Raw genomic sequence first — 23,851 nt, 5'->3', positions numbered from 1 at the left:
GATTTCTCAGGAGAACGAAACATTTATGTCATCGACGCCCCCTCGCCGGCTGCGCAGCCAAAACTGGTTCGACGACCCTTCGCACGCCGATATGACGGCGCTCTATGTCGAACGCTTCATGAACTACGGCTTGACGCGCGAAGAGTTGCAATCGGGCCGCCCCATCATCGGCATCGCGCAGACCGGTAGCGATCTCGCCCCCTGCAATCGCCATCACATCGAATTGGCAGCCCGCACCAAGGCGGGGATTCGCGACGCGGGCGGCATTCCGATGGAGTTCCCCGTTCATCCGCTCGCCGAGCAAAGCCGCCGGCCGACGGCGGCGCTCGATCGCAACCTCGCTTATCTCGGGCTCGTCGAAATCCTGCACGGCTATCCGCTCGACGGCGTGGTGTTGACGACAGGCTGCGACAAGACGACGCCCGCCTGCCTGATGGCTGCGGCCACGGTCGACATGCCGGCGATCGTGCTCTCGGGCGGCCCGATGCTCGACGGCTGGTTCGAGGGCAAGCGCGTCGGCTCGGGCACCGTGATCTGGCACGCGCGCAATCTGCTCGCCGCCGGCGACATCGACTACGAGGGCTTCATGCAACTGACGGCGGCGGCTTCGCCTTCGATCGGTCATTGCAATACGATGGGCACCGCGTTGTCGATGAATAGCCTCGCCGAAGCGCTCGGCATGTCGCTGCCTGGCTGTGCCTCGATTCCGGCGGCGTACCGGGAGCGCGGGCAAATGGCTTATGCGACGGGCAAACGCATCGTCGAGCTCGTGCGCGAAGATGTGCGGCCCTCGCATATCCTGACGCGCGAGGCATTCGAGAATGCGATCGTGGTTGCGTCGGCGCTGGGTGCTTCGACGAATTGCCCGCCGCACCTGATCGCGATCGCACGCCATATGGGCGTGGAATTGTCGCTCGACGATTGGCAGCGGCTCGGCGCCGATGTGCCGCTGCTGGCCAATTGCATGCCGGCCGGCGAATATCTGGGCGAAAGCTTCCACCGCGCCGGCGGCGTGCCGGCCATCTTGCGGCAGCTCGGCGGGGCGGGCCTGTTGCACGGAGACTGCCTGACGGTATCGGGCCGCACGATTGCCGACATCGCCGAAAGTGCGCCCGACGCCGACGGCGACGTGATTCATTCGTACTCCGAACCATTGAAGCACGGGGCCGGCTTCATCGTGCTGTCGGGTAACTTCTTCGACAGCGCGATCATGAAAATGTCGGTCGTCGGCGAGGCGTTTCGCAGCGCTTATCTGAGCGAACCGGGCGCACCGAATACGTTCGAGGCGCGCGCCGTCGTCTTCGACGGCCCTGAGGATTACCACGCCCGCATCGACGATCCCGCGCTGCAAATCGACGAGCGCTGCATCCTCGTGATGCGCGGTTGCGGCACGCTCGGCTATCCCGGCAGCGCCGAAGTCGTCAACATGGCGCCGCCGGCCGCGCTCGTGAAGCGCGGCATCACTTCGCTACCCTGCATAGGCGACGGCCGTCAAAGCGGAACGTCGGCGAGCCCGTCGATCCTCAACATGTCGCCCGAATCGGCGGCAGGCGGCGGCTTGTCGCTGATGCGCACGGGCGATCGGGTACGGGTCGATCTCAATGCGCGGCGGGTCGAATTGCTCGTCGATGAAGCCGAGTTGGCCCAGCGCAGCGCGCAGGCTGTGCCCAGTGTGCCGGCCTCGCAAACGCCGTGGCAGGAGCTCTATCGACAGTTCGTCGGGCAGCTTTCGACGGGGGGCTGCCTCGAACCGGCCACGCTATACCTCAAAGTCATCGAGACGCGCGGGAATCCGCGCCATTCGCATTGAACGAACTTTCACATTTCACCACCATGCATATCGATTCTGCTTCGTGCCTGCCCGCGGACCTCGACCGCAGTCTGCTAGTCGGCCGCGTCTGGCGCGGTGCGCCGATCGACGGACCTGCCGTCGTCGTCGTACGCAATGGACAGGCGTTCGACATTACGGCGCACGCGCCGACCACGAGCGATCTGTTCGATCGCGACGATGTCGCCGCTTTCGCTCGCTCGGTTCCGGGCGAAGCGCTTGGCCCTGTGCAGGCGTTGCTCGATGCAACGGTCACCGCCGCTCCGACGCAAACGTCTTCGCACCTGCTCGCCCCTTGCGATGTGCAGGCGATCAAAGCCTGCGGCGTGACGTTCGCGGTGAGCCTGCTCGAGCGCGTCATCGAGGAGCAGGCCGGCGGCGACCCGGCGCGGGCCGCCGAGATTCGCGCATCGCTGCATGCGCTGATCGGCACCGACCTCGCGAAGATCAAACCGGGCTCGGCGGCCGCGATGCGTTTGAAGGACGAGCTCAAGCGTCGTGGCGCATGGTCGCAATACATGGAGGTCGGGATCGGCGAAGACGCCGAAGTTTTCACGAAGTCGCAGCCGATGTCGGCCGTGGGGTTCGGCGCCGATGTCGGGTTGTATCCGACTTCGGCCTGGAACAACCCCGAGCCCGAGATCGTGCTGGCCGTCAATGCGCAGGGGCGCGTCGTTGGCGCGACGCTCGGCAACGACGTGAATCTGCGCGACATCGAAGGCCGCTCGGCGCTGCTGCTTGGCAAGGCGAAAGACAATAACGGCTCGTGCGCGATCGGCCCGTTCGTGCGGCTGTTCGACGACAGCTTCACGCTCGATACGATTCGCGAGGCCAGCGTGAAGCTGCATATCGTCGGCGAGGACGATTTCGTGCTCGAAGGCGTGAGTCATATGCGCGAGATCAGCCGGGACCCGCTCGATCTCGTCGCGCAAACATGCGGTGCTCATCATCAATACCCCGATGGCTTCATGTTGTTTCTCGGCACGATGTTCTCGCCGATCAAAGACCGCGACGCGGCAGGCGGCGGCTTCACGCATCATCTCGGCGACGTGGTGACGATCTCGACGCCGTCACTCGGCGCACTCGTCAATACGGTGCGGCTCTCGACGGAAATCGAGCCGTGGCGCTTCGGGGTGCGCGAGTTGTATCGGAACCTGGCGAGGCGGGAGATTGGCTGAGGGAATCACTCGGCGAAGCACGGCCACACTCGACCTGAGCGAGTGCCAGGGCTCCTCGATTGCCGTTCCACAAGAGTCTGCATTGGGGTCTGCACTGATGTCATCTGTGGCGCCGGGTGCTCAGGCTACGGGAGCGGGATGCGAGAGGGCACCGAGCGCGCGACGGTGCATGACCCACACAGCGAGACCGGCCGCTGCGCATGCCCACCAAAGCGTGCGGCCTCCTAACGAACCGTAGATCCACGTCCCGGCAGCCGGACCATACAGTGAATGGCCGAGCCAAGCCGCCGTGTAAATGCCAAGATAGCGACCGCGGTCACGATTGGCACTGCAGTCCATAACAGCGAGCGTCCATGCCGGGGTTAAGAGAACTTCCGCCGCAGTGATACACATCATCGTAGCGACTGCGTACGCCGGTCCGTTGCCGAAATTCAGTAGTGGAAACGCCATCGCGAGCAATAGTGTGCCCCATCGGCTCGCGGCACGAACGCCGATCTTGCCGATGAGCGTCATTGCGGGCGCCTGCACTAACACGATGAGTAACGCATTCAAAGAGAACAGGTAGCCCACCCAACGGGTATCGAGCCCATAGTCTTCGGCTAGAAAGAGGCCGAATGTGCCGTACATCTGATCGAACACGCCAAGGGCAAGAAGCTGCCCGAGTACAAACAGCAAGAATGGGCGATCGCCCCAGGGCGAGAGCGTCTTGCCACAGCAAAAAGCCAGCGAGGCCGCGGCGCCCGTCGGTTGCACCAGGGTCGTGCCGCTTGCATTGCGCGCATGGCAGGCCAAAAGGCAACCGCCCACCATATTCGCGATACCTGCTGCAGCGAATAGCGCTGGATAGCCCGCGCCGGACAAGGCAGCCGCCGCGACACCGGCGAGCGCGACGCCGAGGTTGAAGCAGATACGATGCAAGCCTTGCAGCCAGGTAGCGTCGCGTGACCCGGCGGCCTCCATTACGAGACGCAGGTTCGCCGGCCGAAACGCCCCATCCGCTACCCCAATCGCTGGCACGAGAACGGCAAGCCAAGCAACGGTCGGCAATTGCGCCAGACACGCCGCCAACGCGCCACTAACGCCTAGACATGCCGCGGTGACTTTGCGCGAATCCGATCGCCCAGTCAGCACGCCGCCGGCGTATGCCCCGGTGACACAACCCGCCCCGTAACCGGCCATCAGCATACCTATCGTCTGGAAATCCAGCGCGTAGCTGCCTCGAAACAGCAGCGGCATGAACAATTTGACTATCACGCTGGCGCTGTTGAGTATGGTCGCGCCTAGCTGCGCGCGTACCACGCCGGGCAGGTCGAGAAATCGGAAAAGCGGCGCAGTAAACGCGACCTTGATTAATGGGCTCGATCGCCGGCGCATTTGACGCTCCATTTGACAGATCCAAGGATTCCATTCAAATTCCCGTCCGCCGCCTTGTTTCGAAGGGCGTCCAGGTGACACTCCACCGTTCGAACAGAAATGCCGAGCGATTTGGCGTGGCAGAACCACAAGTCGGCAGAGTCCCGCACGAAGCTAGCAGGACCACGCTCGATCTTTGCTTCGCACAAAAATTTTCAGACTGACGGAAGTCGGAGCCAACGGATTGGCTCGAAGGCTGCGATAGATCTCATTCGATCAACCTAACGACGGTGCCGTTCTACGACCGGCACAGCGATCTGAATCCGTGCGTACCCGGCACATTGAATTTGACGGGGAAGGTGATACGCGAAATTGCGTCGATGTACGCGGACGCCCAAGCACCGCTCAGATGAGCGACCCTTCGTCATTCGCCGGATACGACTTCGGGCCCAACGGCGTCTGGGCGATGCCTGCGGGCGCGACGCACCCGGTGCTCAGCTGGCAGATCGGGCACTGATACGCTCAAGGCTGCGTGCGCTTGTGCGAGGCGCACGCAGTCGGCACGTCATTGCTTTTCCATCGCTTCTTCACTCCCTGCTCAGTTGCCATTGAAGAACGGGGTTCGTCGCGTTCGGCGGCATCGCCCATACGCCGACCGGTCCGAAATCCCATCCCGTGAAACTGGCGGGATTCGTCATTTGCGCGCTCGTCAGCCCATTGGCCGGCGCCACGCCGGGCCCGCCCGATGTCTGGCCGCTCGTTTCCTTGTTCCAATAGACGTCGGCGCCGATCGTTCCCGTGTTCACGGCAGCGATACCGCCCAGCACGGGCGTGGCCGAGCCATCGGTCACGCCGCTGACGGTGCCGCTCGCGAACGATCGCGTGATCGTTCCGCTGTTCTCTGCAACAAGGCCGCCTCCCTCTATCGCCGTGCCGGAAACGGCGCCCGTTGCATAAGACTGTGAGATCGTGCCCGAATTGGCGCCGACGAGGCCACCTGCGCGGACCCGATGATTCGTCGTGCCGCTGAAAGGATTCGTCAGTGCGCCGACGCCGCCAGTCGCGTACGAATCGATGATGACGCCCGAGTTCTGCCCGACGAGGCCACCTGCGAGGCCTGCGTTCGAGACATTCACGTTCGCGCCTGAACGCACGATGGTGCCTTCGTTCGTACCGACCAAGCCGCCGACGGGCGGCGCACCACCGGCGTCGTAGGCAAACAGATTGCCTTGCGCCGAACCCAATACGACGACGTTGACGATGGTGCCCTGGTTGTCGCCCGCCAGGACGCCGGCCGGCACACCCTTGGACAATGTCATCTCGATCGCGTCTGTGATCTTCAGATTGCGCACGACGCCGCTGGGCGCGATGGTCCCGAACAGGTTGTCGCCGATATCGACGGCATTGGAGATCGTGTGCCCCATGCCGTCGAATTGCCCCGTGAACGGGCCGTTGATCTGCACGTAGGCCCACGACGGCAGCGCAATATCGGCGCCCAACGCGTAGTTGCCCGACGCGCCGACGGCGTTCAGATCATCCATCGTATTGACCAGCTGATAGGCCGTGAGCTGCGTCGCCAACCCGCTGTAGCGCGGCGCGCTCCATGTCGCATTGCCGAGTTGCCGGCCGGCGGCGTAGGTGCCTTTCTGGTCGTAGTACATCGAGACGATGCCGGTGCTCTTCGACCAGTCGATCAAGCCGTTATTGATCACGCTGCCGCCGTTGTCGATGCCCGTAGAATCGGCGCGCATCGTCAGATTGCCGCTGCCTTCGTTTTTGATCGTTGCGCCTTTGCCGATGCTGACAGAATGCAGGGCATTCAACGAGAACGGCGCCGCGCCTTTCCAATCGACCGTGGAAGCCACATCGATGTCGCCCGTTGCGCCCTGCGCACCCGTCGCTTGGACGCTCACGCCCGTGCCCTTGCTCAAGCTGCGGGCGAATACCGCAGCCGCATGCGAGTCGATCGTCATGTTCGGCATGGCGATGTTCCAGATGCCGGTCAACACGGTTGTGCCGCAACAGACGAATGAGAGATTGCCGGCCGCGGTATCGACCACACCCCCGTTACCGTCCGCATTTCTGGCGTTTATATGGCCGCCGACCTGAACATGCCCCGTGTCGGCGACGAGCCAGATGTGGCCTTCGCGCGTGGCTGTGCCCGTCGCACGCAATGCCCGATGATTGCCCGAGAATGCGAAGACGTTGCCGTCCGCCGCCTGCAGACTGATTTGCGCCGCATCTATCACGCCGCGATTGATCACCGAGCCTTTATCGCCGAGCGCGACGAACACCTGCTTGCCTGTCGATGAATCCTGCAGCAACACGGCTTCGGCCGAGACCAACTCGGCCGTCCCGTTCGGCGCGCGGATGCTGCCGCGGTTTTCGACTTGAGCATCGGCGATCAGGAACACGTCGCCGTGGGTCGAGCCGATCTTGCCAAGATTGACGACCTTCGCACCCGATACGCCAATGAGCGCAATCTGCCCGCCATTCATAAACGACGTGTTGTCGGTATCGAGTGTCGAGGCGACGAAGCGCCCCCCCGTGGATACGACGCCGCTTGACCCGATGACGATGCCTTGCGGATTGATGAGGTAGACACTGCCGGTTGCGGACAGCGTGCCGAGAATCGAAGAAAGATCGCTGCCTGTCACTCGGTTCAGCGTCGCGCCGTTACCGTTGTCGAATTTTACGAAGTTGCCCTTACCGATGGAGAAGCTATTCCATTCAATGATGCCGCGCGATGTGCTTTGATTGATCGTCAGCGATTTGCCGTTCTGACTGATCGTGCCGTTTCCGGCGACGAAACTTCCACCGCCCGGCAGCACCTTTGCATGAGCGATCGAGACGACGCCGCATAGCGCGGCAAGCGCGCCCCGCACCAGCGCCGCGATTAATCTGGGTTGCCCCGAAAAATACGTACTGCTGCTGCTTTTCATGAAGCCTCCGCATGCAATGTGTTTCGAGTGTTCGGTGAGGCTGTTTAATGCGACGTTGCCGGCCGATCGTTGCCTGCCTGTTTGAACCGGCGCGACTTTTTCTCCGATTTTCCGCGCGCCTTAGCGTAAATCATTTAAAGAGCGCCGATGAATTCAATGCGGTGCCGATATGCCGGCAAATATGGACGAGGCTTCGTGGTTTTGCGCCAGACGGGTTACGGCACGCGCGTCGACGATACGGTGGATGCGAAACACGCGATGGGATTGGCCGCCGCCGCCACGTTGGCGACGCCCTGAAAGCGCGAAGCGGGCCGATCTCTGCAGGTGCTTATGCGTCGGGTAGATGGTCTGGCTCAGCGACTTCCAACAGCTTGGGCAGTTGTGCCTGCAGCCATGCCACGGCCGTCGCCGTCTTCGCAGGTGTGCGCCTCGATGCCGGATAAATTGCATGCACGGGCGCGTCGGGCAGCGGATGATCGGGCAGCAGCGGGACCAGCTCTCCGGCCGCGACGTGTTCCCGACAGACAGGCCATTGCAGCACGCCGATGCCATTGCCGGCCAACAGTGCGGCGAGCAGCGGCCGCCAGTGATTGCAACGCCAGCCCGAGCGCACCGCGGCCGTGACCGTGGAGCCGTCCTTCCCGGTGAGGCGCAGCTTGCCATCGCGCGCGAGACTATCGATATGAACGAACGGATGCATGGCGAGCGCCGCGGGCGACGCCGGGACGCCCGCTGTCATGAGATAACCCGGCGACGCGAGCAATAGGCGACGCACGCTGCCCAGTGGCCGCGCCACGAATCGGCCATCACCGAGCGAGCCGACGCGAATGGAGACGTCGACGCCCTCGATCACAGGATCAACGAAGCGATCGTTCAGGACGAGATCGATCGACAACTCGCGGTGCTGTTGTTGCAAGCTTGCGAGCAACGGCGGCAACAACGACTCGCCCAGCCCGTGCGGAGCGGCCACCCGCAGCGTGCCGCGCAGCTGCCGATTGAAGGTGGCGACGCTCGCCGCCGCGTCGTCTGCGGCTTCGAGCGTTTGTTTGGCGCGCGCGTAGTACACCGCGCCTACGTCGGTGACCTTGACGGAGCGCGTGTTGCGATCGAGCAGCCGCGCGCCCAGATGGTGTTCGAGTTGGCGCAGGCGCTCGCTGACGGCGGGCTGCCCGAGCCCGAGATCCCGGCCCGCGGCCGACAGTCCACCGCATTCGACGACGCGGACAAATACGCGCATGGCGAGAAGAAGGTCCATGCGCGCCAATCTATCAAATTATTCGATGATGGGAATCGGCGGCGGCGCTCTTCTTACTACTCGTTTTCCCCGACATGATGACCGTTCTCATTTTTATCAATCGGAGAAGGCGATGAATACACACATGGGCGATCGGTCGGATAACGGCGAAAGCGGCACGCTTGCTGCGCTTGTCGGCAAACATGTGGTGGTGGTGGGCGGTACGTCAGGCATCGGGCTCGCTGTCGCCCGGGATGTCGCGCACGCGGGCGCCGAGGTGACGCTCGTCGGGCGTGACGAGGCGCGCCTGCGCCATGCATCGGGGGCGATTGGCGGTGCGCGGCAACGAATCGGCGACTTGCGCGAACCGGCTTCGTTTCCCGCCTTGTTCGAAGCGCTGCCGCGTGTCGATCACCTGGTCATTACGGCCGGCACCGCTTCGCTCAAGACGCTGCGAGACAGCACGCCCGACGACCTTCGGCAGATGCTGACCGAGCGGCTCGTCGGACCGCTGTCGATGGTGCGGGCCGCGCTCGGAAACTTTAGCGCCACGGGATCGATCGTGCTGACGTCGGGGTTGCTGGCCGACCGCCCGATCCGAACCGGAGCGATGCTCGCGGGCGCGGTGGCCGCGGTCGAAGCCGTCGTGCGGGCGCTGGCGCTCGAACTCGCGCCGATCCGTGTCAATGCGGTATCGCCGGGGCTCGTCGATACGCCGCTGTTGGATGCGTTCTTTGGCGAGGGGAAAGAGCAGGCATTGGCATCGGCCGCTGCGGCGTTGCCGACGGGACGCATCGGGCGGCCGGACGATATCGCTCAAGCGGTGCGGGTGCTGTTGACCGGTGGGTTCATCACCGGCGAGGTGTTGCATGTCGATGGGGGTGGCAGGTTGGTTTGAAGGCCGCAGGAAGGCGGAGTGCGGAGTGCGATTTCTGATCGCGCCGGTATGCTGTGGGCGCCAAGCGCCCCGGCGAGGACCGCGACCTTAAAAACCTGGCCATTTGCCTGGTGCCTCGGCACAATGTGACCAGCCAGCTTCAGAGCAGGCGCGAATCATGGAAAAACCGCTGGAAAATCAATGAGCAATCGCAGCTTCACCAGGCTACCGGCAGCGCTCATCCGAGAAAAGCACGCCCGGATACTCGCGGGAGAGGCGCCGCGCACCCTGGACCTCTTTGCCGGTTGCGGTGGGATTTCGTTGGGGTTCGATGCTGCCGGATTTCGTTCCATTGCCGCCGTGGAGTTCGATGAAGACGCTGCACGGTCGCACGCATTGAATTTCTTCCGCGACCTGCCCGTCGACAAGTTCGAACTGCACGCCGCAGCGAAGGACATCACGAAGATCGAACCGGACGAGCTGCTGAGCCGCCTTGGCTACGCGGGTTCGCCGGATAAACACGTCGACGTCCTCGTTGGTGGCCCACCGTGTCAGGCCTTTGCGCGAGTGGGGCGGGCCAAGCTTCGCGAAGTGGCCGATCATCCCGAGGCGTTTCTTCAGGACCCGCGCGGCAATCTCTATCTTCGCTACCTCCATTACGTGGATGTAGTCAAACCGATTGCGCTGCTGATGGAGAACGTTCCAGACGTGCTGAACTATGGCGGCCACAACATCGCAGAGGAAACCTGCGAGCTGTTGACGGAAATGGGGTACACCTGCCGGTATACACTGCTCAACTCGGTTTTCTTCGGCGCGCCTCAAATGCGCGAGCGCATGTTTCTGATTGCCATCGCTTCGGAAATTGCGGCCGAGGTGCAGTTTCCTTCGCCGACGCACTGGATCGATCTTCCAAAGGGCTATGACGGCACGCGGAACGTTGCCCTACAGACGGTGAAGCGCAACTTGTCTGATGAGGACGGCTTCTTCGTCGATCCTCCGAAGGCGGACAAGGCCACATGTGAGCCGGCGGTAACGGCTCGCGATGCGATCGGCGACCTGCCGGTCATCACCGATCATCTCGAAGGCCGATTGAAGAAGGGAGCACGTCGCTTCGATGCGTTGATTCCTTATTCGGATGCTCCGCTTTCGAAGTTTGCGAAGCTGATGCGCACGTGGCCCGGCTTCGAAAACGACACGGGCATCAAAGATCACCTTATCCGGTTTCTGCCGCGCGATTACGCCATCTTTGCCCGAATGAATCCTGGCGACCAATACCCGGAGGCGCACCAGCATGCCATCGAACTCTTTCGCGAACGGCTAGCGGCGTTGGAAGCGGAGAAAGGCAAGACGTTCAGCGCCAAAACCGTCACGTACAAGGGCCTTTGGGACGCTACCGTCCCGCCTTACGACCCGGGCAAATTTCCGAACAAGTGGCGAAAGATGGAAGCCGACGCGCCGGCGCGAACGCTGATGGCCCACCTCGGCAAGGACGGCTACTCGCATATTCATTTCGATAGCAAACAGGCTCGTACTATCTCCGTGCGCGAAGCGGCCCGACTTCAATCGTTCCCGGATGGTTTTATTCTGTCGGGCTCGATGAACCCCGCCTTCAGGCAGATCGGCAATGCGGTCCCGGCCCTTCTGGCGAAGGCGCTCGCCGACTCCATGTTCAATCAGCTGACGAAACCACACGCCGCGAAAGCCAGCGCTAAAAAGGCTAAAGTCGTTTGATCTGGCTTTTTTGAGGCACCCCCTTTCTTTCAATCGCGGCGTCTTCGGCTTCAGCGAAAGCGTCATGGAAATTCAGATCGACGAGGATGACGAAGAAAGCGACATCGAATGAGTCGGAAGCCTCTGCCTCGACGGATGTGTTAACGCCGGCGCAGCGCGCATTCTGCATGTCGCATAACCGTGGAAAGGACACGAAGCCTGAAATTCTGCTTCGCTCGGCTTGTCATGCGCTTGGATTGCGGCATCGGTTAAAGGCGAACATTCCAGGCCGTCCGGACTTTGTCTACATGTCGTCGAAAGTGGCGGTATTCGTGGACGGTTGCTTCTGGCACGCCTGCCCCGTTCACTACCAAGCTCCGAAGACACGCGCGGAGTTCTGGAACGAAAAGCGCCAACGAAATCGGGCGCGTGACGAGGCGGTGAACGCACAGCTCATCGCGCGAGGATGGATACCACTTCGCGTGTGGGAGCACGACGTTAAAGCGGATGTCGAGGCGGTCGCGTGCCATATTGCCGAGCTGGTTAGAGAGCGGTCTCGCGAGCGGTGAGGGTGCGGCAAGATCGAGGGCAGTCGTCCACGTGGGTCGTGGCCGTGTACGGCTACTGCTCGATTTTCGATGTTTCTGCAGGTGCTTCGCTTAAAGGCAAGCCCGTCGATGAATCGAGATTCTTGTCCTTTGCCATTCCAATAACGAGTTGATGAGCCGCAAAGGCAGTTGCTGCGACGCGCCGACGGAAAGCTTCTTCAACAGCCTGATGAACGAGCGGGTACACGGCACGCGGTATCGCACGCATCGCGAAGCCGTGGCGGACTTGTTCGAATACATTGAAGTGTTTTACGCTCCGAAGGAAGTCCCCTTGGGGGACAACCGCAGTCGTCGTCATTCATCGCTTGGCTTCACGTCGCCAACTCAGTTCATGCGAGACTGGCTTGTGGCTCAGCGCACGAGGGGTACGGCCGCATAACCCAGGGCCTCTGGAAGGCGAAAAACCGAGGGAACCTCACAGTGCTGTTCTTTTGGCGCAGGCTTGCGTTCATCAACAACGACAATTGGAGTGAAGTGCATTCATGGGTCAACCCAATACGCCGGCACACGTGCCGGCTGCGCATCAATCCGCGGACAGCAGTATCGAAAGCAACGCTCGACGACACTTTCTCTTGAGCCTCGGCGCGGCAACGCTGCTCTCCGCCTGCGGGGGAACGGACGGCAGCGGTCCGACGTCGACATCCGTCAAGGCCGTGGCCATGGCCGCCAATGTCGGCGGCGCGACTGTCGAGCCTGCCTATGCCTGGGGCAACGTGCGGATCGTCGCCGGTGGCTATGTCACGGGCATCGTCGCGCATCCGTGGGAACAAGGGCTCTTCTATGCGCGCACCGATATCGGCGGCGCCTATCGCTACAACGCGGCGAGCAGCACATGGATTCCGCTGAACGACTGGACACCACCATCGAAATCTAACTGGATGGGGATCGAGAGCATTGCCGTCGATCCGAGCAATCCGAACATGGTGTACATGGTCGTCGGCCTCTATACCCGCTGGTGGGCCCAGAATGGAGCCGTACTCGTGTCGTCGGACCAGGGCGCGAGCTTCACGTCGTATCCGTTGAGCTTTCGGGTTGGCGGCAACGAGGACGGACGTCAGGTCGGCGAACGGTTGCAGGTGGATCCGAACCATGGGTCGACGTTGTTCTACGGGAGCTCCAACGACAGCTCCCAGCCCAGCACCAACGGCCTGTGGACTAGCACCAACAGCGGCCAGACGTGGGCGATGGTGGGCGGCTTCAATGCGCTCTCCAGCGACAGCACGGGGGCCGGCGTGGCGTTTATCGCGTTCGATCCGAAATCCGGGGGCAATGGTTCACCGAGCCAGATCATCTTTGCCGGCGTTTCCACCAGCACGGCGGCGTCGACCCTTTATCGCAGCGCCGACGGCGGCGTGACGTGGAGCCCGGTTGCGGGCGGCCCGACAAGCCCTATGATGCCGCAGCGCGGCCTGATCGGGCCCGACCGTCAACTGTACGTCACGTACGGCAATGTCAAAGGCCCCAACGGCATGACGGCCGGCCAAGTGTGGAAGTACGCTATCGATACCGGCACCTGGACGAACATCTCGCCACCCAATCTGGACAACTACCCGTCGGGTTTCAGCGGCCTGGCGCTCGATCCGTGGAACCCCGGTGTCGCGATCGTCATGACGATGGACCATTGGTGGCCGCAAGACACCATGTATCGCACCGTCAACGGCGGCGCGACGTGGACGGATGTCGGTGCGAACGCCGTGCGGGACGCGAGCCTGGCGCCCTGGATGGCAGAAGGTCAAACGCAGCCCTCGTTCGGTAATTGGGCCCAGGCCATGATCGATCCGTCGAACGTCGACCACGCGTTCTATACGACCGGCGGCGGCATCTGGACCACGTCCAACCTGACCGATGCCGATCGCGGTCTGGCGACCCACTGGAGCATCGGCGCCAACGGCATCGAAGAAACCGCCGTGCTCGCGCTGGCCTCGCCGACGGCGGGTGCCCCGCTCATCAGCGGCCTCGGCGACGTGGGCGGGTTCGTCCACACCGATTTGACCGTGGCGCCGACGCAGTCAGCCGCCAATATCACCAGCGGAAACGGCTCGGGTGTCGATTTCGCCAGGAACGTCCCTGCGACGATGGTCATGGTCGGGACCGGCGTTGGCAGCACTGGCGCATTCGGCGCCGTCTCGCAGGACGGCGGCGCGACGTGGACGGCCTTCGCCAACCAGGCCGGCTCGTCCAAGGGTTCCGGTGGAGTGGCCTTGTCCGCGGACGGCCGCACGATCGTGTGGGCGCCGTCCGATGTGGCGCCGGTTTACTCCACCAACCATGGCGCGAGCTGGCTCCCGTGCTTGGGGGCGTGGACGCAAACGCCGCTGCCAGTCGGTGTCCAGGTGCTTTCGGACGGGCTCAACGCCAACCTGCTCTATGCATGGGATGCCGCCCACGGCGTCTTCTACGGCAGCGGCGATCAAGGCGTGACGTGGCAAATGGCTGCCAGCGGCCTGCCCTCTGGCGGCCGAGCTTCGACGGTGACCGGCGTCCAGGGGCAGATCTGGCTTGCGACGCCGTCCGGCCTCTACAGCAGCAGCAACTCGGGCTGGACCTGGAACGCTTTCCAGCCGGGCATCATCACGTCGGCAATCTCGATCGGTTTCGGCAAGGCGGCGGTCGGCGCGAACGGTCAGACTTTCTATCTGGCCGGCACGATCAATGGCGAGATCGGCCTGTTCCGCTCCATCGATCAGGGCACGACCTGGGTGCAGATCAACGACGCTCAGCATCAATGGGGCGGTTACTCGCTGGTGGTCGGTGATCCCAGGACGTTCGGGACCGTCTACGTGGCACCCAACAGCGGTCGAGGCATTCTCTACGGTACTTCGCCGACCTGATCCCTCATCGCGCCATCGCCGCTGATACGTGTCGAGGGCCGCGGCGAATGCCCGTGTGGCTTAGGCTTCGCGCTATCGCGCGTCGAAGGCCTGAGCCATCGGGCGTGCTCGCTCGACCTCGTCACCTTGCAGGTAGCCAGGCAGTATCGCCGAGGCTTGTCGATACGCTGCTATTGGATGCGTTCTTCGTCGGATTCGCTCGTCTTTTCGCAAGGATGCGTCTTGCCGTCTGTCAACTGAACGAGCACGCAGGTGACCGCAGCGCCCGTTTTTCGATCTTTTCCATCGCCTGCGACGACGATGCGGCCAGGAGCTTGCCAGGTCAGATTCGTGTCCCCGACCCGCGAAATCAGGCCGGTTCGATGTGCTGCCATACAACGCTTTCGGGCTGCTCCCGCGCGCCCATTCAGCGATCGAGAATCGCAATCTGTCTCGGGACTTGAATGGCAACAGGCGGTAGCGTGTCGCCTTTGGAAAAGCGTCGTTGCGTGTTTGCTGCTTGTCGGTTGCCAAGGTTCGCGCACCAGATGCCGTCCTCGGGGCATTTGTCTCCTGTGAGTGCCACTGTGCCAATCGGCAGACGGTCGGCTTGGTTTGCTACGGCGATCGGCTGCTGCTCAATTTCCGAAATATTTGCAGGGGCATCGCTTAAAGGCAAGCCCGTCGACGGATCGAGATTCTTGTCCTTTGCCATTCGATTAACGAGGTCGTCGGATGGTTTCGTGGGCGGCTTCGCTGCCGCTTGCTCCTTCTCCCATTGGAACGTCCCGTCCCAGGCCGGCAACGGCGCAGGTGGCAGCGGGACGATCTTGTCGATGTCAGGAACCCTGGGGTGGCGTCCGTCGTTGCGGCTTATGAACTTTCGAATGGCCGCGTAGCGCCGCGATCGTTCTGCGTCGGGGTGCAAGCCAAACTGATCCGCGTCGCTCGGGTTATAAGGCTCGCGAAACGCGACTTCAAGGCGGTACGCAGATTGAGCGTCGCCCGCTTTGACGCCTAGCTGGAACGCTTCGACAGCCTTGTCGTAGTGTTCACCCAGTTTCGTACTAATCCCCAAGTTATTAGCGGCATCGCCAAGCCCTTGTTCAGCCGCGCATCTCCACATCTGCCGCGCTATCTCAGGGGCCATGTCGACAGGGGCCAGCTTCTCGGCGACATACGCTTGCGCTTCCGGATTACCAAGATCCGCAGCCTTGCGGAAGTATCGCATTGCCGCCCCGACGTCTTGCTGTACGCCATACCCGGTCTCGAGATAGTGAGCCAAGTCGTAATAGCCCCCGGGTATGCCATCGTGCACTAGCTGCATGGCCAGATCCACCGCTTCTTTCGGTCCCGCGGGTACAACTACCAGGCCGTGCGTGATAAGTAACTGCGCATTGTGATTGGCCTTGTAGTGTCCGTAGGCTGCTGCGATCCGGTAGTAGCGCATGATGTCGTCGAAATCCACTGGATCGGAGTGCTTCTGCAGATAGCGCGCGTACACGAACAGCTTGTCAGCGTCCGCGTTCAACGCCGGCAGGTGAGACAACTCGTGAGTGCAAGAGAACGCTGGACTCAGTTGCAGCAGGTTTGCATTCGCGCGATCAGATGGCGGCGGTCCCGACTTCGAGCATGCGCAAACAAGCGTCATGATCGAGAGCATCGTGAACAGAGCGCGTGTGAGCCGCAGGGTACGGGTCAATCCGTTGACGCCCCGGTTGATCACGCTCAGGCCTCGGATTCGCTCAGGCATTGTCGGAATACCACGCCGGTTGCCACGCGACATTTTTCGTCTGCTCTCGACCGTCCCTCCAGCGATCGAGGATCGCGACTGTGCCAAGCGGCAGATGGTCCGCTCGGTTTTCTACCGTCGCCGGCTGCTGCTTAATTTCCGAAGTATTTGCAGGGGCATCGCTTAAAGGCAAGCCCGTCGACGGATCGAGGTTCTTGTCCTTTGCCATTCGATTAACGAGGTCGTCGGATGGTTTCTCGGGCGGCTTCGCTGCCGCTTGCTCCTTCTCCCATTGGAACGTGCCGTCCCAGGCCGGCAACGGCGCAGGTGGCAGCGGGACGATCTTGTCGATGTCGGGAAGCTTGGGGTTGCGGCCGTCATTTCGCCGCACAAAGGCGCGAATCGCACGGTAACGTCGCGCACGCTCCGGGTCGCGCGCCATTCCTAGCCTGTCGTCCTCTCCAATATTCGAGCCATCCGCGAATGCACGCTCGAGGTTGAAAGCAGACTGCGCGTCACCAGCCGCTACGCCCGTTTGAAACTGCGTCAGGGCCTTGAGATATTGTTTATCCAATTTCAGATTAATGCCTAGCCGGGTTGCGGCATCGCCGTTCCCCTGCTCGGACGCACACCGGAGCATCTGACGCGAAACTCCAGGCGCCATATCCGCCGGCTCAAGTTTGTCGGCAACATATGTTTGTGCCTCTGGACTGCCAAGGTCAGCAGCTTTCCGGAAGTACCGCATCGCGGCCGCAGTATCCTGCTGTACTCCGTAACCAACCTCGAGGTAGTGCCCCACGTCGTAATATCCACCTGGGTAACCCTCGCGCATCAACTGCATGGCCAAATCGACCGCCTCTTTTGGCCCATCCGGCGCCGCCACGAGACCTTGCACGATCAGTAACTGCGCGTTGCCGTTGGCCTTGTAGTGCGCGTATGCCGCCGCAATGCGGTAGTAGCGCATGATGTCATAGAAGTCCACCGGATCGGAATGCTTCTGTAGATAGCGCGCGTACATGAATAGCTTGTCAGCGTCCGTGTTCAACGCCGGCAGGTGAGACAACTCGTGAGTGCAAGAGAACTGCCGATTCGGCTGCAGCAAGCCTGCATCGGGGTGATCAGATGGTGACAGTCCCGACTTCGAACAGGCGCAAACAAGCGCCGCGATCGGAAATATCGCGATCAGATTTCGAGCAGCCCACAGCGCAGACCCAAGCAATGCTAGCCTGGGTGAGGGCCATGGGGAAAATGGATCGCCCCCTCCGGCGATCAAGCCCAGGACTTGGCTTCGCTCAGACATTGTCGGAATACGACACCAGTTGCCACACGACGTTTTCCGTCTGCTCGCGCGTCCCCATCCAGCGATCAAGGATCGCAAACTGTCTCGGTGCTTGAATCGAAAGCGGCGGCAGAGTATCGCCTTTGGCAAACCGTCGCTGCGCGTTTGCCGCTTGTCGCTCACCGAGGTTCGCGCACCAAACGCCGTCTTCGGGACATTTATCTCCGGTGAGCGCCACTGTTCCAAGCGGCAGACGGTCTGCTTGGTTTGCGACTGTGGACGGCTGCTGCTTGGTCTCCGATGTCTTTGCAGGCGTGTCGCTCAGCGGCAAGCCCGTTGCCGGATCGAGGTTCTTTTCCTTTGCCATTCGATTAACGAGGTCATCGGAAGGTTTCTCGGGCGGCTTCGCTGCGGCTCGTTCTTTCTCCCATTCGAATGTGCCGTCCCATGCTGGCAACGGTCCCGGCGGCAGCGGAACAATCTTGTCGATGTCGGGAAGATTGGGACTGCGGCCATCGTTCCTACTAATGAACTCGCGAATCATTCCGTAGCGGCGGGACCGTTCAACGTCTTTTGATAGCGCAAGGTACCTTACTCGGTCCGAGGGCGCGGGGCCATCAAAACCTTGCTCCAGAATGTATGCGGCTTGAACGTCGCCTGCTTGCACTCCAAGCTGGAGAGCCGATACTGCACCAGCATAGTTGCCATCAACCTTTAAAACGACGCCGAGCGTACTCGCCGCATCGCCATAGCCCTGTTCGGCAGCGCACTGCCACATTTGTCGTGCGATCTGGGGAGCCATGTTGACGGGGTTGAGCTGCGCCGCCACGTACGCCTGCGCTTCAGGATTACCTAGATCCGCCGCCTTCCGAATGTAACGCATTGCGGCTGGCACATCCTGCTCGACGCCATATCCTATCTCGAGGTAGTGACCAACATCGTAATAGCCGCCTGGAATGCCTTCACGCACCGCCTGCATGGCGAGGTCCACAGCTTCTTTTTGTCCTTCCGGCGACACGACAAGGCCCTGCCCGATCAGCAATTGGGCGTTGATATTCGCTTTGTAGTGTCCATACGCCGCTGCTATTCGGTAGTAGCGCATGATGTCGTCGAAATCCGCTGGATCGGATTGCTTCTGAAGATAGCGCGCATACATGAACAGCTTGTCAGCGTCCGCGTTCAATGCCGGCAGGTGCGACGACTCGTGGGTGCAAGAGAACGCCAGGTTCTGCCGCACCTCGTTTTCATTCGGGCGACCAGATGGCAATGGTTCTGACTTCGAGCAGGCGCAAACAAGCGCTGCGACCGGAAGTATCGCGATCAGATTTCGAGTGGCCCACCGCACAGCCGGAAGCAATGCCAACTTCGCTGAGGGCCATCGGGAAAATGGATCGCCCCCTCCGGCGATCACGCCCAGGACTTGGCTTCGCTCAGACATTGTCGGAATACGACACCAACTGCCACACGACGTTTTCCGGCTGCTCGCGCGCACCCATCCAGCGATCGAGGATCGCAATTTGTCTCGGGGCTTGAATGACAACAGGCGGTAGCGTGTCCCCTTTCACAAAGCGTCGTTGTGTGTTTGCTGCTTGTCGGTTGCCAAGGTTCGCGCACCAGACACCGTCCTCGGGGCATTTGTCTCCAGTGAGTGCGACTGTGCCAATCGGCAGGCGGTCTACGTGGCTTGCAACCCCGGCCGGCTGCTGCTCGGTTTCCGATGTCTTTGCCGGTGCATCACTTAAAGGCAAGCCCGTTGCCGGATCGAGGTTCTTGTCCTTTGCCATTCGATTAACGAGGTCGTCGGACGGTTTCTCTGGCGGCTTCGCTGCCGCTTGTTCTTTCTCCCATTGGAACGTCCCGTCCCAGGCCGGCAGCTTTGCAGGCGGCAGCGGAACGATCCTTTCGATATCAGGAACATTAGGGTTGCGCCCGTCGTTGCGCTCGAAGAATTCGCGAATCTTTCTATACCGATCCGAGCGCTCAGGATCATTCGGCAGCCCGATGTAATACAACCTGTCGGAAGGCGGCGGCCCCTTGAAGCCATTTTCCAGCCCGAACGCCGATAGGCTGCTTCCTGCCGCCACACCCCGCTGGTACGCTGTGACGGCCTCAGGAAAGCGTCCCTCAGCTCCCAGAACATTACCCAACGAGTCCGCCGCCTTCGCGTAACCTTGCGCCACCGCACACTGCCACATCTGGACAGCGATCTCGCGAGACTTTTCGTCCGGGAGCAATTTCTCGGCTACGTAGTCCTGCGCCTCGGGATTACCGAGATCCGCGGCTTTGCGGAAATAGCGCAATGCAGCCATGGCGTCTTGCTTGACGCCGTAGCCAATCTCAAGATAGTGACCGATGTCGTAATAGCCGCCTGGAATGCCTTCACGCACCGCCTGCATGGCGAGGTCCACAGCTTCTTTTTGTCCTTCCGGCGACACGACAAGGCCCTGCCCGATCAGCAATTGGGCGTTGATATTCGCTTTGTAGTGTCCATACGCCGCTGCTATTCGGTAGTAGCGCATGATGTCGTCGAAATCCGCTGGATCGGATTGCTTCTGAAGATAGCGCGCATACATGAACAGCTTGTCAGCGTCCGCGTTCAATGCCGGCAGGTGCGACGACTCGTGGGTGCAAGAGAACGCCAGGTTCTGCCGCACCTCGTTTTCATTCGGGCGACCAGATGGCAATGGTTCTGACTTCGAGCAGGCGCAAACAAGCGCTGCGACCGGAAGTATCGCGATCAGATTTCGAGTGGCCCACCGCGCAGCCGGAAGCAATGCCAGCTTCGCTGAGGGCCATCGGGAAAATGGATCACCCCCTCCGGCGATCACGCCCAGGACTTGGCTTCGCTCAGACATTGTCGGAATACGACACCAACTGCCACACGACGTTTTCCGGCTGCTCGCGCGCGCCCATCCAGCGATCGAGAATCGCAATTTGTCTCGGGGCTTGAATGGCAACAGGCGGTAGCGTGTCGCCTTTCACAAAGCGTCGTTGCGTGTTTGCTGTTTGTCGGTTGCCGAGGTTCGCGCACCAGACGCCGTCCTCGGGGCATTTGTCTCCTGTGAGTGCCACTGTGCCAATCGGCAGGCGGTCTACATGACTTGCAACCGTGGCCGGCTGCTGCTCGGTAGCCGATGTTTTTGCGGGTGCATCGCTTAAAGGCAAGCCAGTTGCCGGATCGAGATTCTTGTCCTTTGCCATTCGATTAACGAGGTCGTCGGATGGTTTCTCGGGCGGCTTCGCTGCCGCTTGTTCCTTCTCCCATTGGAACGTCCCGTCCCAGGCCGGCAACGGCGCAGGCGGCAGCGGAACGATCTTGTCGATATCGGGGACCTTCGGGTTTTTACCGTCGTGTCGATCAATAAAGTCGCCGATCAAATGATATCGTCGGGACCTCTCGGGATCGTTGGCAAGCCCGAGATAGTTGAGCTTGTCGGATGGCGGTGGTCCCTTGAAGGCGTACTCCAGGCTGTACGCTGCCTGGGTCTCGCCCGCTTGCACGCCGAGTTGAAACGCGGAAACGGCCTCGGGAAACTGACCAGCAATCGACAAAACGACGCCGAGTTCATTCGCGGCGCTGCCGTCACCTTGTTCTGCTGCGCATCGCCACATTTTTCTAGCGATATCCGGTGCTATGTCAACGGGATTAAGTTTGCTCGCGACATACGCCTGGGCTTCTGGGCTGCCAAGGTCCGCCGCCTTGCGGAAATAACGCATCGCGGCTAACGTATCCTGCTGAACGCCATACCCGGCCTCAATGTAGTGGCCAAGATCATAGTAGCCGCCTGGGACCCCCTGATGCACGAGCTGCATAGCGAGATCAACCGCTTCCTTTTGACCTGTCGGTGATAGCACGAGGTCCTGCGTTATCAGCAATTGCGCATTGTGATTGGCCTTGTAGTGGCCATAGGCGGCCGCAATGCGGTAGTACCGCATGATGTCATCGAAGTCCTTGTCCCCCTCTCTCTTTTGCAGGTATCTCGCGTACAGAAACAGCTTATCGGCATCCGCATCTAGCTTGGGTAGATTCGATGTTTCATGTACACACGTAAATGCTAGGTTTGCGCGCAACGCGCTCAGGTCGGTGGACTGAGACACTGGTGGTTCCTTTTTTGTACAAGCGCAAAGCAAAACAGCCATTGAAAGGATGACGAGTCTACGTTTCATAAGTCAGTCCTTATATGACCGTTGCTTCGACACGCGAAAGAATTCGACTATCGAGCTTATCGGTGCTTGGTTCGCGTCGCGGTGGCGGTTGTTTCGCACAATGATATTGGTCCAGGCCTTGAATGCCTCCGTCGGGCCGTTTTGCCCAGTTGCGCTTACGCTGTCGGTCGCCTGCGACGGTTCCTCGTGAGCAGAATCTCCCGAACCAGACGTCCGCGTATGCAACCCCCATAATTGTTGCCGCAACTCAGTCGCGATCTGCCCGTTCTCGAGGGCGATATTGATCTCACTATCCACGTTCATGCTGCGGAAGTTGATGTTCGCCGAACCGAGCGTCGTGAACGCATCGTCGATGATGCCAAGCTTCGCGTGGACATACACCGGAACCCAGGCGTTCGCCGGTGAATCCGGCGCAACGAGTGTGCAGATAAGCACCTTCAAGATAGGATTCCCGTCGGGCGATACGATCTGTGCGCCCGGATCAATCTTCACAGAAGCGCCCAATTCTTGTTTAAGCTGCGCCAGCTGCTTCTCAACATCCCCGATCTCCCCCGACAACACCCCTTCTTGTCCCCGAAGCTCTCCGATATAGTTGGCCGCTCCTGCCATCTGGCTCCAGTCGTAGCTTTGCGTGCGCATCCTCTGCTCTTCCTGCTGCGCTTTGGCAAGCTCGCTTTCGAGCGAAACCTTTTTCGCCAGCAACGCATCATCCGCCTCCGCATACTTCACGCCGGGCATCCGATCGCTGTAGCCAAGAGAGTCGAGCATCTCATAGGTGGTGAAAGTCCCAGTGCTCACTGCCGCGTCGCTCGAGTTCGTAATCACGAACAGATAGATCGGCCCATGTGTTCCGCCGTCCCGCCCCGCTGTATGCTGTTTGGTCGCTACCTGCTTGATCGTGTCTGCAAACTCGTCCCAGCGAAAGTATTGGTTCTGCACAAATACATACTGCGTAGCGTTGTTAAGCGCCTGTAGATACAGCTTGCTGATGTCCGTCTTGCCGTGTTGCGACTGCGTGCGCAAGACTTGAGCCATCACACCTCGTTCCTGCGTCGACCCCGCCAAACAAAGCGCATGCTTCCCAGCATACTTTTTTCGCGCCTCGGTAAGCTTCTGGCCCGTGGCCTGGTCCCACGCTTGGCAAAAGTTCGCGTTAATGTCCTGCAGGATTGGCCCGGTAACCCTGGATGATATGTCTTGCCATGGGGTGGGCCCACTACGCCCGAGCTTTGGGCTCTTCGGCTTGTAACTGTGCTCATCCGTGTCCCAGTACTGATCGAGCATGTTGTGGCCCATCACATAGCCCACTGCGATGTCCGGATATTCATAGTCGATCAATACGGTCTTCTGATGGTGTGTCGGCTCCCCTCCCATGCCCTGACACATACCACTGATCAACTGATCGCTCCAACCGGCCGCCTTCCCGTGAGCCTTGACCCGGGCAATGATCTCTGTGCGCTCCGACACGTCGAATGATCGCGTCGCAAGCTCGATGTTTTTGAATCCTGCTATGCGATTCCCCAGCAGTCTCGCTACGTCGTCGCGCAACGCGCCTGGCGTGAACTTGGACATCTCGTCCAATATTTTGTCTGGCGCGTTCTTGTGGACCGTGTCCGTCACGTTGTTGAGATTAGCGCGCTCATACCAATACATGTCGAATTCCGCTTCACTCCATGTCTGGTAGTCGGGGCTTGCAAGCGGAACCTTATTGATCCAGGAGTCCGGAAGGTGTTTAAGGGTCGTGACCTTCCGATCAAAACCCGGCATGTTGTTCTCGCCGGCCTCCGCTACATACAACGGATCATGCCAACACAACAACCTCACCTTGACGTTGTCCTTCTCCCCCTTGTGCGCGAGCAATTCCCCGATACGCATCGACTTCCCGCCATCGCGCACGAAGTACATCGACGGCTGAAAGCCCCAGCAAATAATGTCGATCGAATGCTTCGCGTTCAACATGTCCTGATAGATCGATCCGAACGCCCGCTGCCCATTCACCAGGAATCTGACCTCCGCCCAACGCGGATCGTATTCGGTCTTATGCACGAACCAGCGCATCGTGCTCTTCGCAGAGTTCGTCTCATTGAGCGCCATCGGCGTCGTGATCTTGCAATCGAAAGTGGGCGTCGCCAT

Annotated in this window: 17 protein-coding genes and 1 pseudogene; 8 read left to right on the top strand and 10 right to left on the bottom strand. The window is 60.9% G+C overall.

Annotated elements, in window-relative coordinates:
* Positions 1 to 25 precede the first annotated feature (25 nt).
* Complete coding sequence (locus C0Z19_RS18415) at positions 26 to 1,810, top strand: IlvD/Edd family dehydratase (RefSeq protein ID WP_102611275.1); 1,785 nt, start codon at positions 26 to 28, stop codon at positions 1,808 to 1,810.
* A gap of 23 nt (positions 1,811 to 1,833) precedes the next feature.
* Positions 1,834 to 3,006: a fumarylacetoacetate hydrolase family protein gene (locus tag C0Z19_RS18410; RefSeq protein WP_102611274.1), complete on the top strand. Its 1,173-nt coding sequence runs from the start codon at positions 1,834 to 1,836 to the stop codon at positions 3,004 to 3,006.
* A gap of 120 nt (positions 3,007 to 3,126) precedes the next feature.
* Here C0Z19_RS18410 and C0Z19_RS18405 read toward each other — a convergent pair whose 3' ends face one another.
* The gene (locus C0Z19_RS18405; protein ID WP_158243017.1) at positions 3,127 to 4,380 is read right to left on the bottom strand and encodes an MFS transporter; all 1,254 of its coding nucleotides are present in this window, start codon (positions 4,378 to 4,380) and stop codon (positions 3,127 to 3,129) included.
* A gap of 566 nt (positions 4,381 to 4,946) precedes the next feature.
* A complete protein-coding gene (locus C0Z19_RS18395; protein WP_102611271.1) occupies positions 4,947 to 7,301 on the bottom strand; it encodes a two-partner secretion domain-containing protein in 2,355 nt (784 codons plus the stop codon).
* 147 nt (positions 7,302 to 7,448) lie between these two features.
* Between C0Z19_RS18395 and C0Z19_RS28290 the strand changes: the two genes are divergently transcribed.
* Positions 7,449 to 7,598 (top strand): hypothetical protein, encoded by a 150-nt coding sequence (locus C0Z19_RS28290; protein WP_158243016.1) that lies wholly within the window; start codon positions 7,449 to 7,451, stop codon positions 7,596 to 7,598.
* A gap of 31 nt (positions 7,599 to 7,629) precedes the next feature.
* Here C0Z19_RS28290 and C0Z19_RS18390 read toward each other — a convergent pair whose 3' ends face one another.
* Positions 7,630 to 8,556, bottom strand: a complete 927-nt coding sequence (locus C0Z19_RS18390; RefSeq protein ID WP_102611270.1) for a LysR family transcriptional regulator — start codon at positions 8,554 to 8,556, stop codon at positions 7,630 to 7,632.
* Positions 8,557 to 8,668: 112 nt separating this feature from the next.
* Here C0Z19_RS18390 and C0Z19_RS18385 point away from each other — a divergent pair, with 112 nt between their 5' ends.
* From C0Z19_RS18385 to C0Z19_RS18365, 5 genes and pseudogenes are all read left to right on the top strand, one after another.
* Positions 8,669 to 9,433 carry an SDR family oxidoreductase gene (locus C0Z19_RS18385; protein ID WP_233196190.1) on the top strand — a complete coding sequence of 255 codons (765 nt, stop codon included), beginning with the start codon at positions 8,669 to 8,671 and terminating at the stop codon, positions 9,431 to 9,433.
* Between the two features lie 180 nt (positions 9,434 to 9,613).
* The gene (locus C0Z19_RS18380; protein WP_102611268.1) at positions 9,614 to 11,143 is read left to right on the top strand and encodes a DNA cytosine methyltransferase; all 1,530 of its coding nucleotides are present in this window, start codon (positions 9,614 to 9,616) and stop codon (positions 11,141 to 11,143) included.
* An 86-nt stretch (positions 11,144 to 11,229) separates the two neighbouring features.
* Positions 11,230 to 11,691, top strand: a complete 462-nt coding sequence (locus C0Z19_RS18375; RefSeq protein ID WP_102611267.1) for a very short patch repair endonuclease — start codon at positions 11,230 to 11,232, stop codon at positions 11,689 to 11,691.
* 151 nt (positions 11,692 to 11,842) lie between these two features.
* A pseudogene (locus tag C0Z19_RS18370) lies at positions 11,843 to 12,109 on the top strand (IS3 family transposase); the annotation flags it as partial.
* A 103-nt stretch (positions 12,110 to 12,212) separates the two neighbouring features.
* On the top strand, positions 12,213 to 14,561 hold the full coding sequence (locus tag C0Z19_RS18365; RefSeq protein ID WP_102611266.1) for a WD40/YVTN/BNR-like repeat-containing protein: 2,349 nt from the start codon (positions 12,213 to 12,215) through the stop codon (positions 14,559 to 14,561).
* Positions 14,562 to 14,731: 170 nt separating this feature from the next.
* Here the strand turns inward: C0Z19_RS18365 and C0Z19_RS18360 are convergent, their stop codons facing one another.
* The 7 genes from C0Z19_RS18360 to C0Z19_RS18330 all read right to left on the bottom strand — a co-directional run bounded on the left by C0Z19_RS18360 (position 14,732) and on the right by C0Z19_RS18330 (position 23,851).
* On the bottom strand, positions 14,732 to 14,935 hold the full coding sequence (locus C0Z19_RS18360) for a hypothetical protein (protein WP_102611265.1): 204 nt from the start codon (positions 14,933 to 14,935) through the stop codon (positions 14,732 to 14,734).
* 32 nt (positions 14,936 to 14,967) lie between these two features.
* A complete protein-coding gene (locus C0Z19_RS18355; protein ID WP_483409865.1) occupies positions 14,968 to 16,203 on the bottom strand; it encodes an SEL1-like repeat protein in 1,236 nt (411 codons plus the stop codon).
* Between the two features lie 82 nt (positions 16,204 to 16,285).
* Positions 16,286 to 17,290 (bottom strand): SEL1-like repeat protein, encoded by a 1,005-nt coding sequence (locus tag C0Z19_RS18350; protein ID WP_175084040.1) that lies wholly within the window; start codon positions 17,288 to 17,290, stop codon positions 16,286 to 16,288.
* A 274-nt stretch (positions 17,291 to 17,564) separates the two neighbouring features.
* Positions 17,565 to 18,896 (bottom strand): SEL1-like repeat protein, encoded by a 1,332-nt coding sequence (locus tag C0Z19_RS18345; RefSeq protein ID WP_483409866.1) that lies wholly within the window; start codon positions 18,894 to 18,896, stop codon positions 17,565 to 17,567.
* Positions 18,897 to 18,981: 85 nt separating this feature from the next.
* Positions 18,982 to 20,325 (bottom strand): SEL1-like repeat protein, encoded by a 1,344-nt coding sequence (locus C0Z19_RS18340; protein WP_483409867.1) that lies wholly within the window; start codon positions 20,323 to 20,325, stop codon positions 18,982 to 18,984.
* A 73-nt stretch (positions 20,326 to 20,398) separates the two neighbouring features.
* The gene (locus tag C0Z19_RS18335; protein WP_233196187.1) at positions 20,399 to 21,718 is read right to left on the bottom strand and encodes an SEL1-like repeat protein; all 1,320 of its coding nucleotides are present in this window, start codon (positions 21,716 to 21,718) and stop codon (positions 20,399 to 20,401) included.
* A 3-nt stretch (positions 21,719 to 21,721) separates the two neighbouring features.
* A complete protein-coding gene (locus C0Z19_RS18330; protein WP_102611260.1) occupies positions 21,722 to 23,851 on the bottom strand; it encodes a phospholipase D-like domain-containing protein in 2,130 nt (709 codons plus the stop codon).

The sequence above is a fragment of the Trinickia soli genome, from assembly GCF_002879855.1.
Taxonomy (GTDB): Bacteria; Pseudomonadota; Gammaproteobacteria; order Burkholderiales; family Burkholderiaceae; genus Trinickia; species Trinickia soli.
The sequence above is the reverse complement of the archived record's forward strand: the minus strand, read 5'-3'. Positions and strand labels throughout refer to the sequence as shown.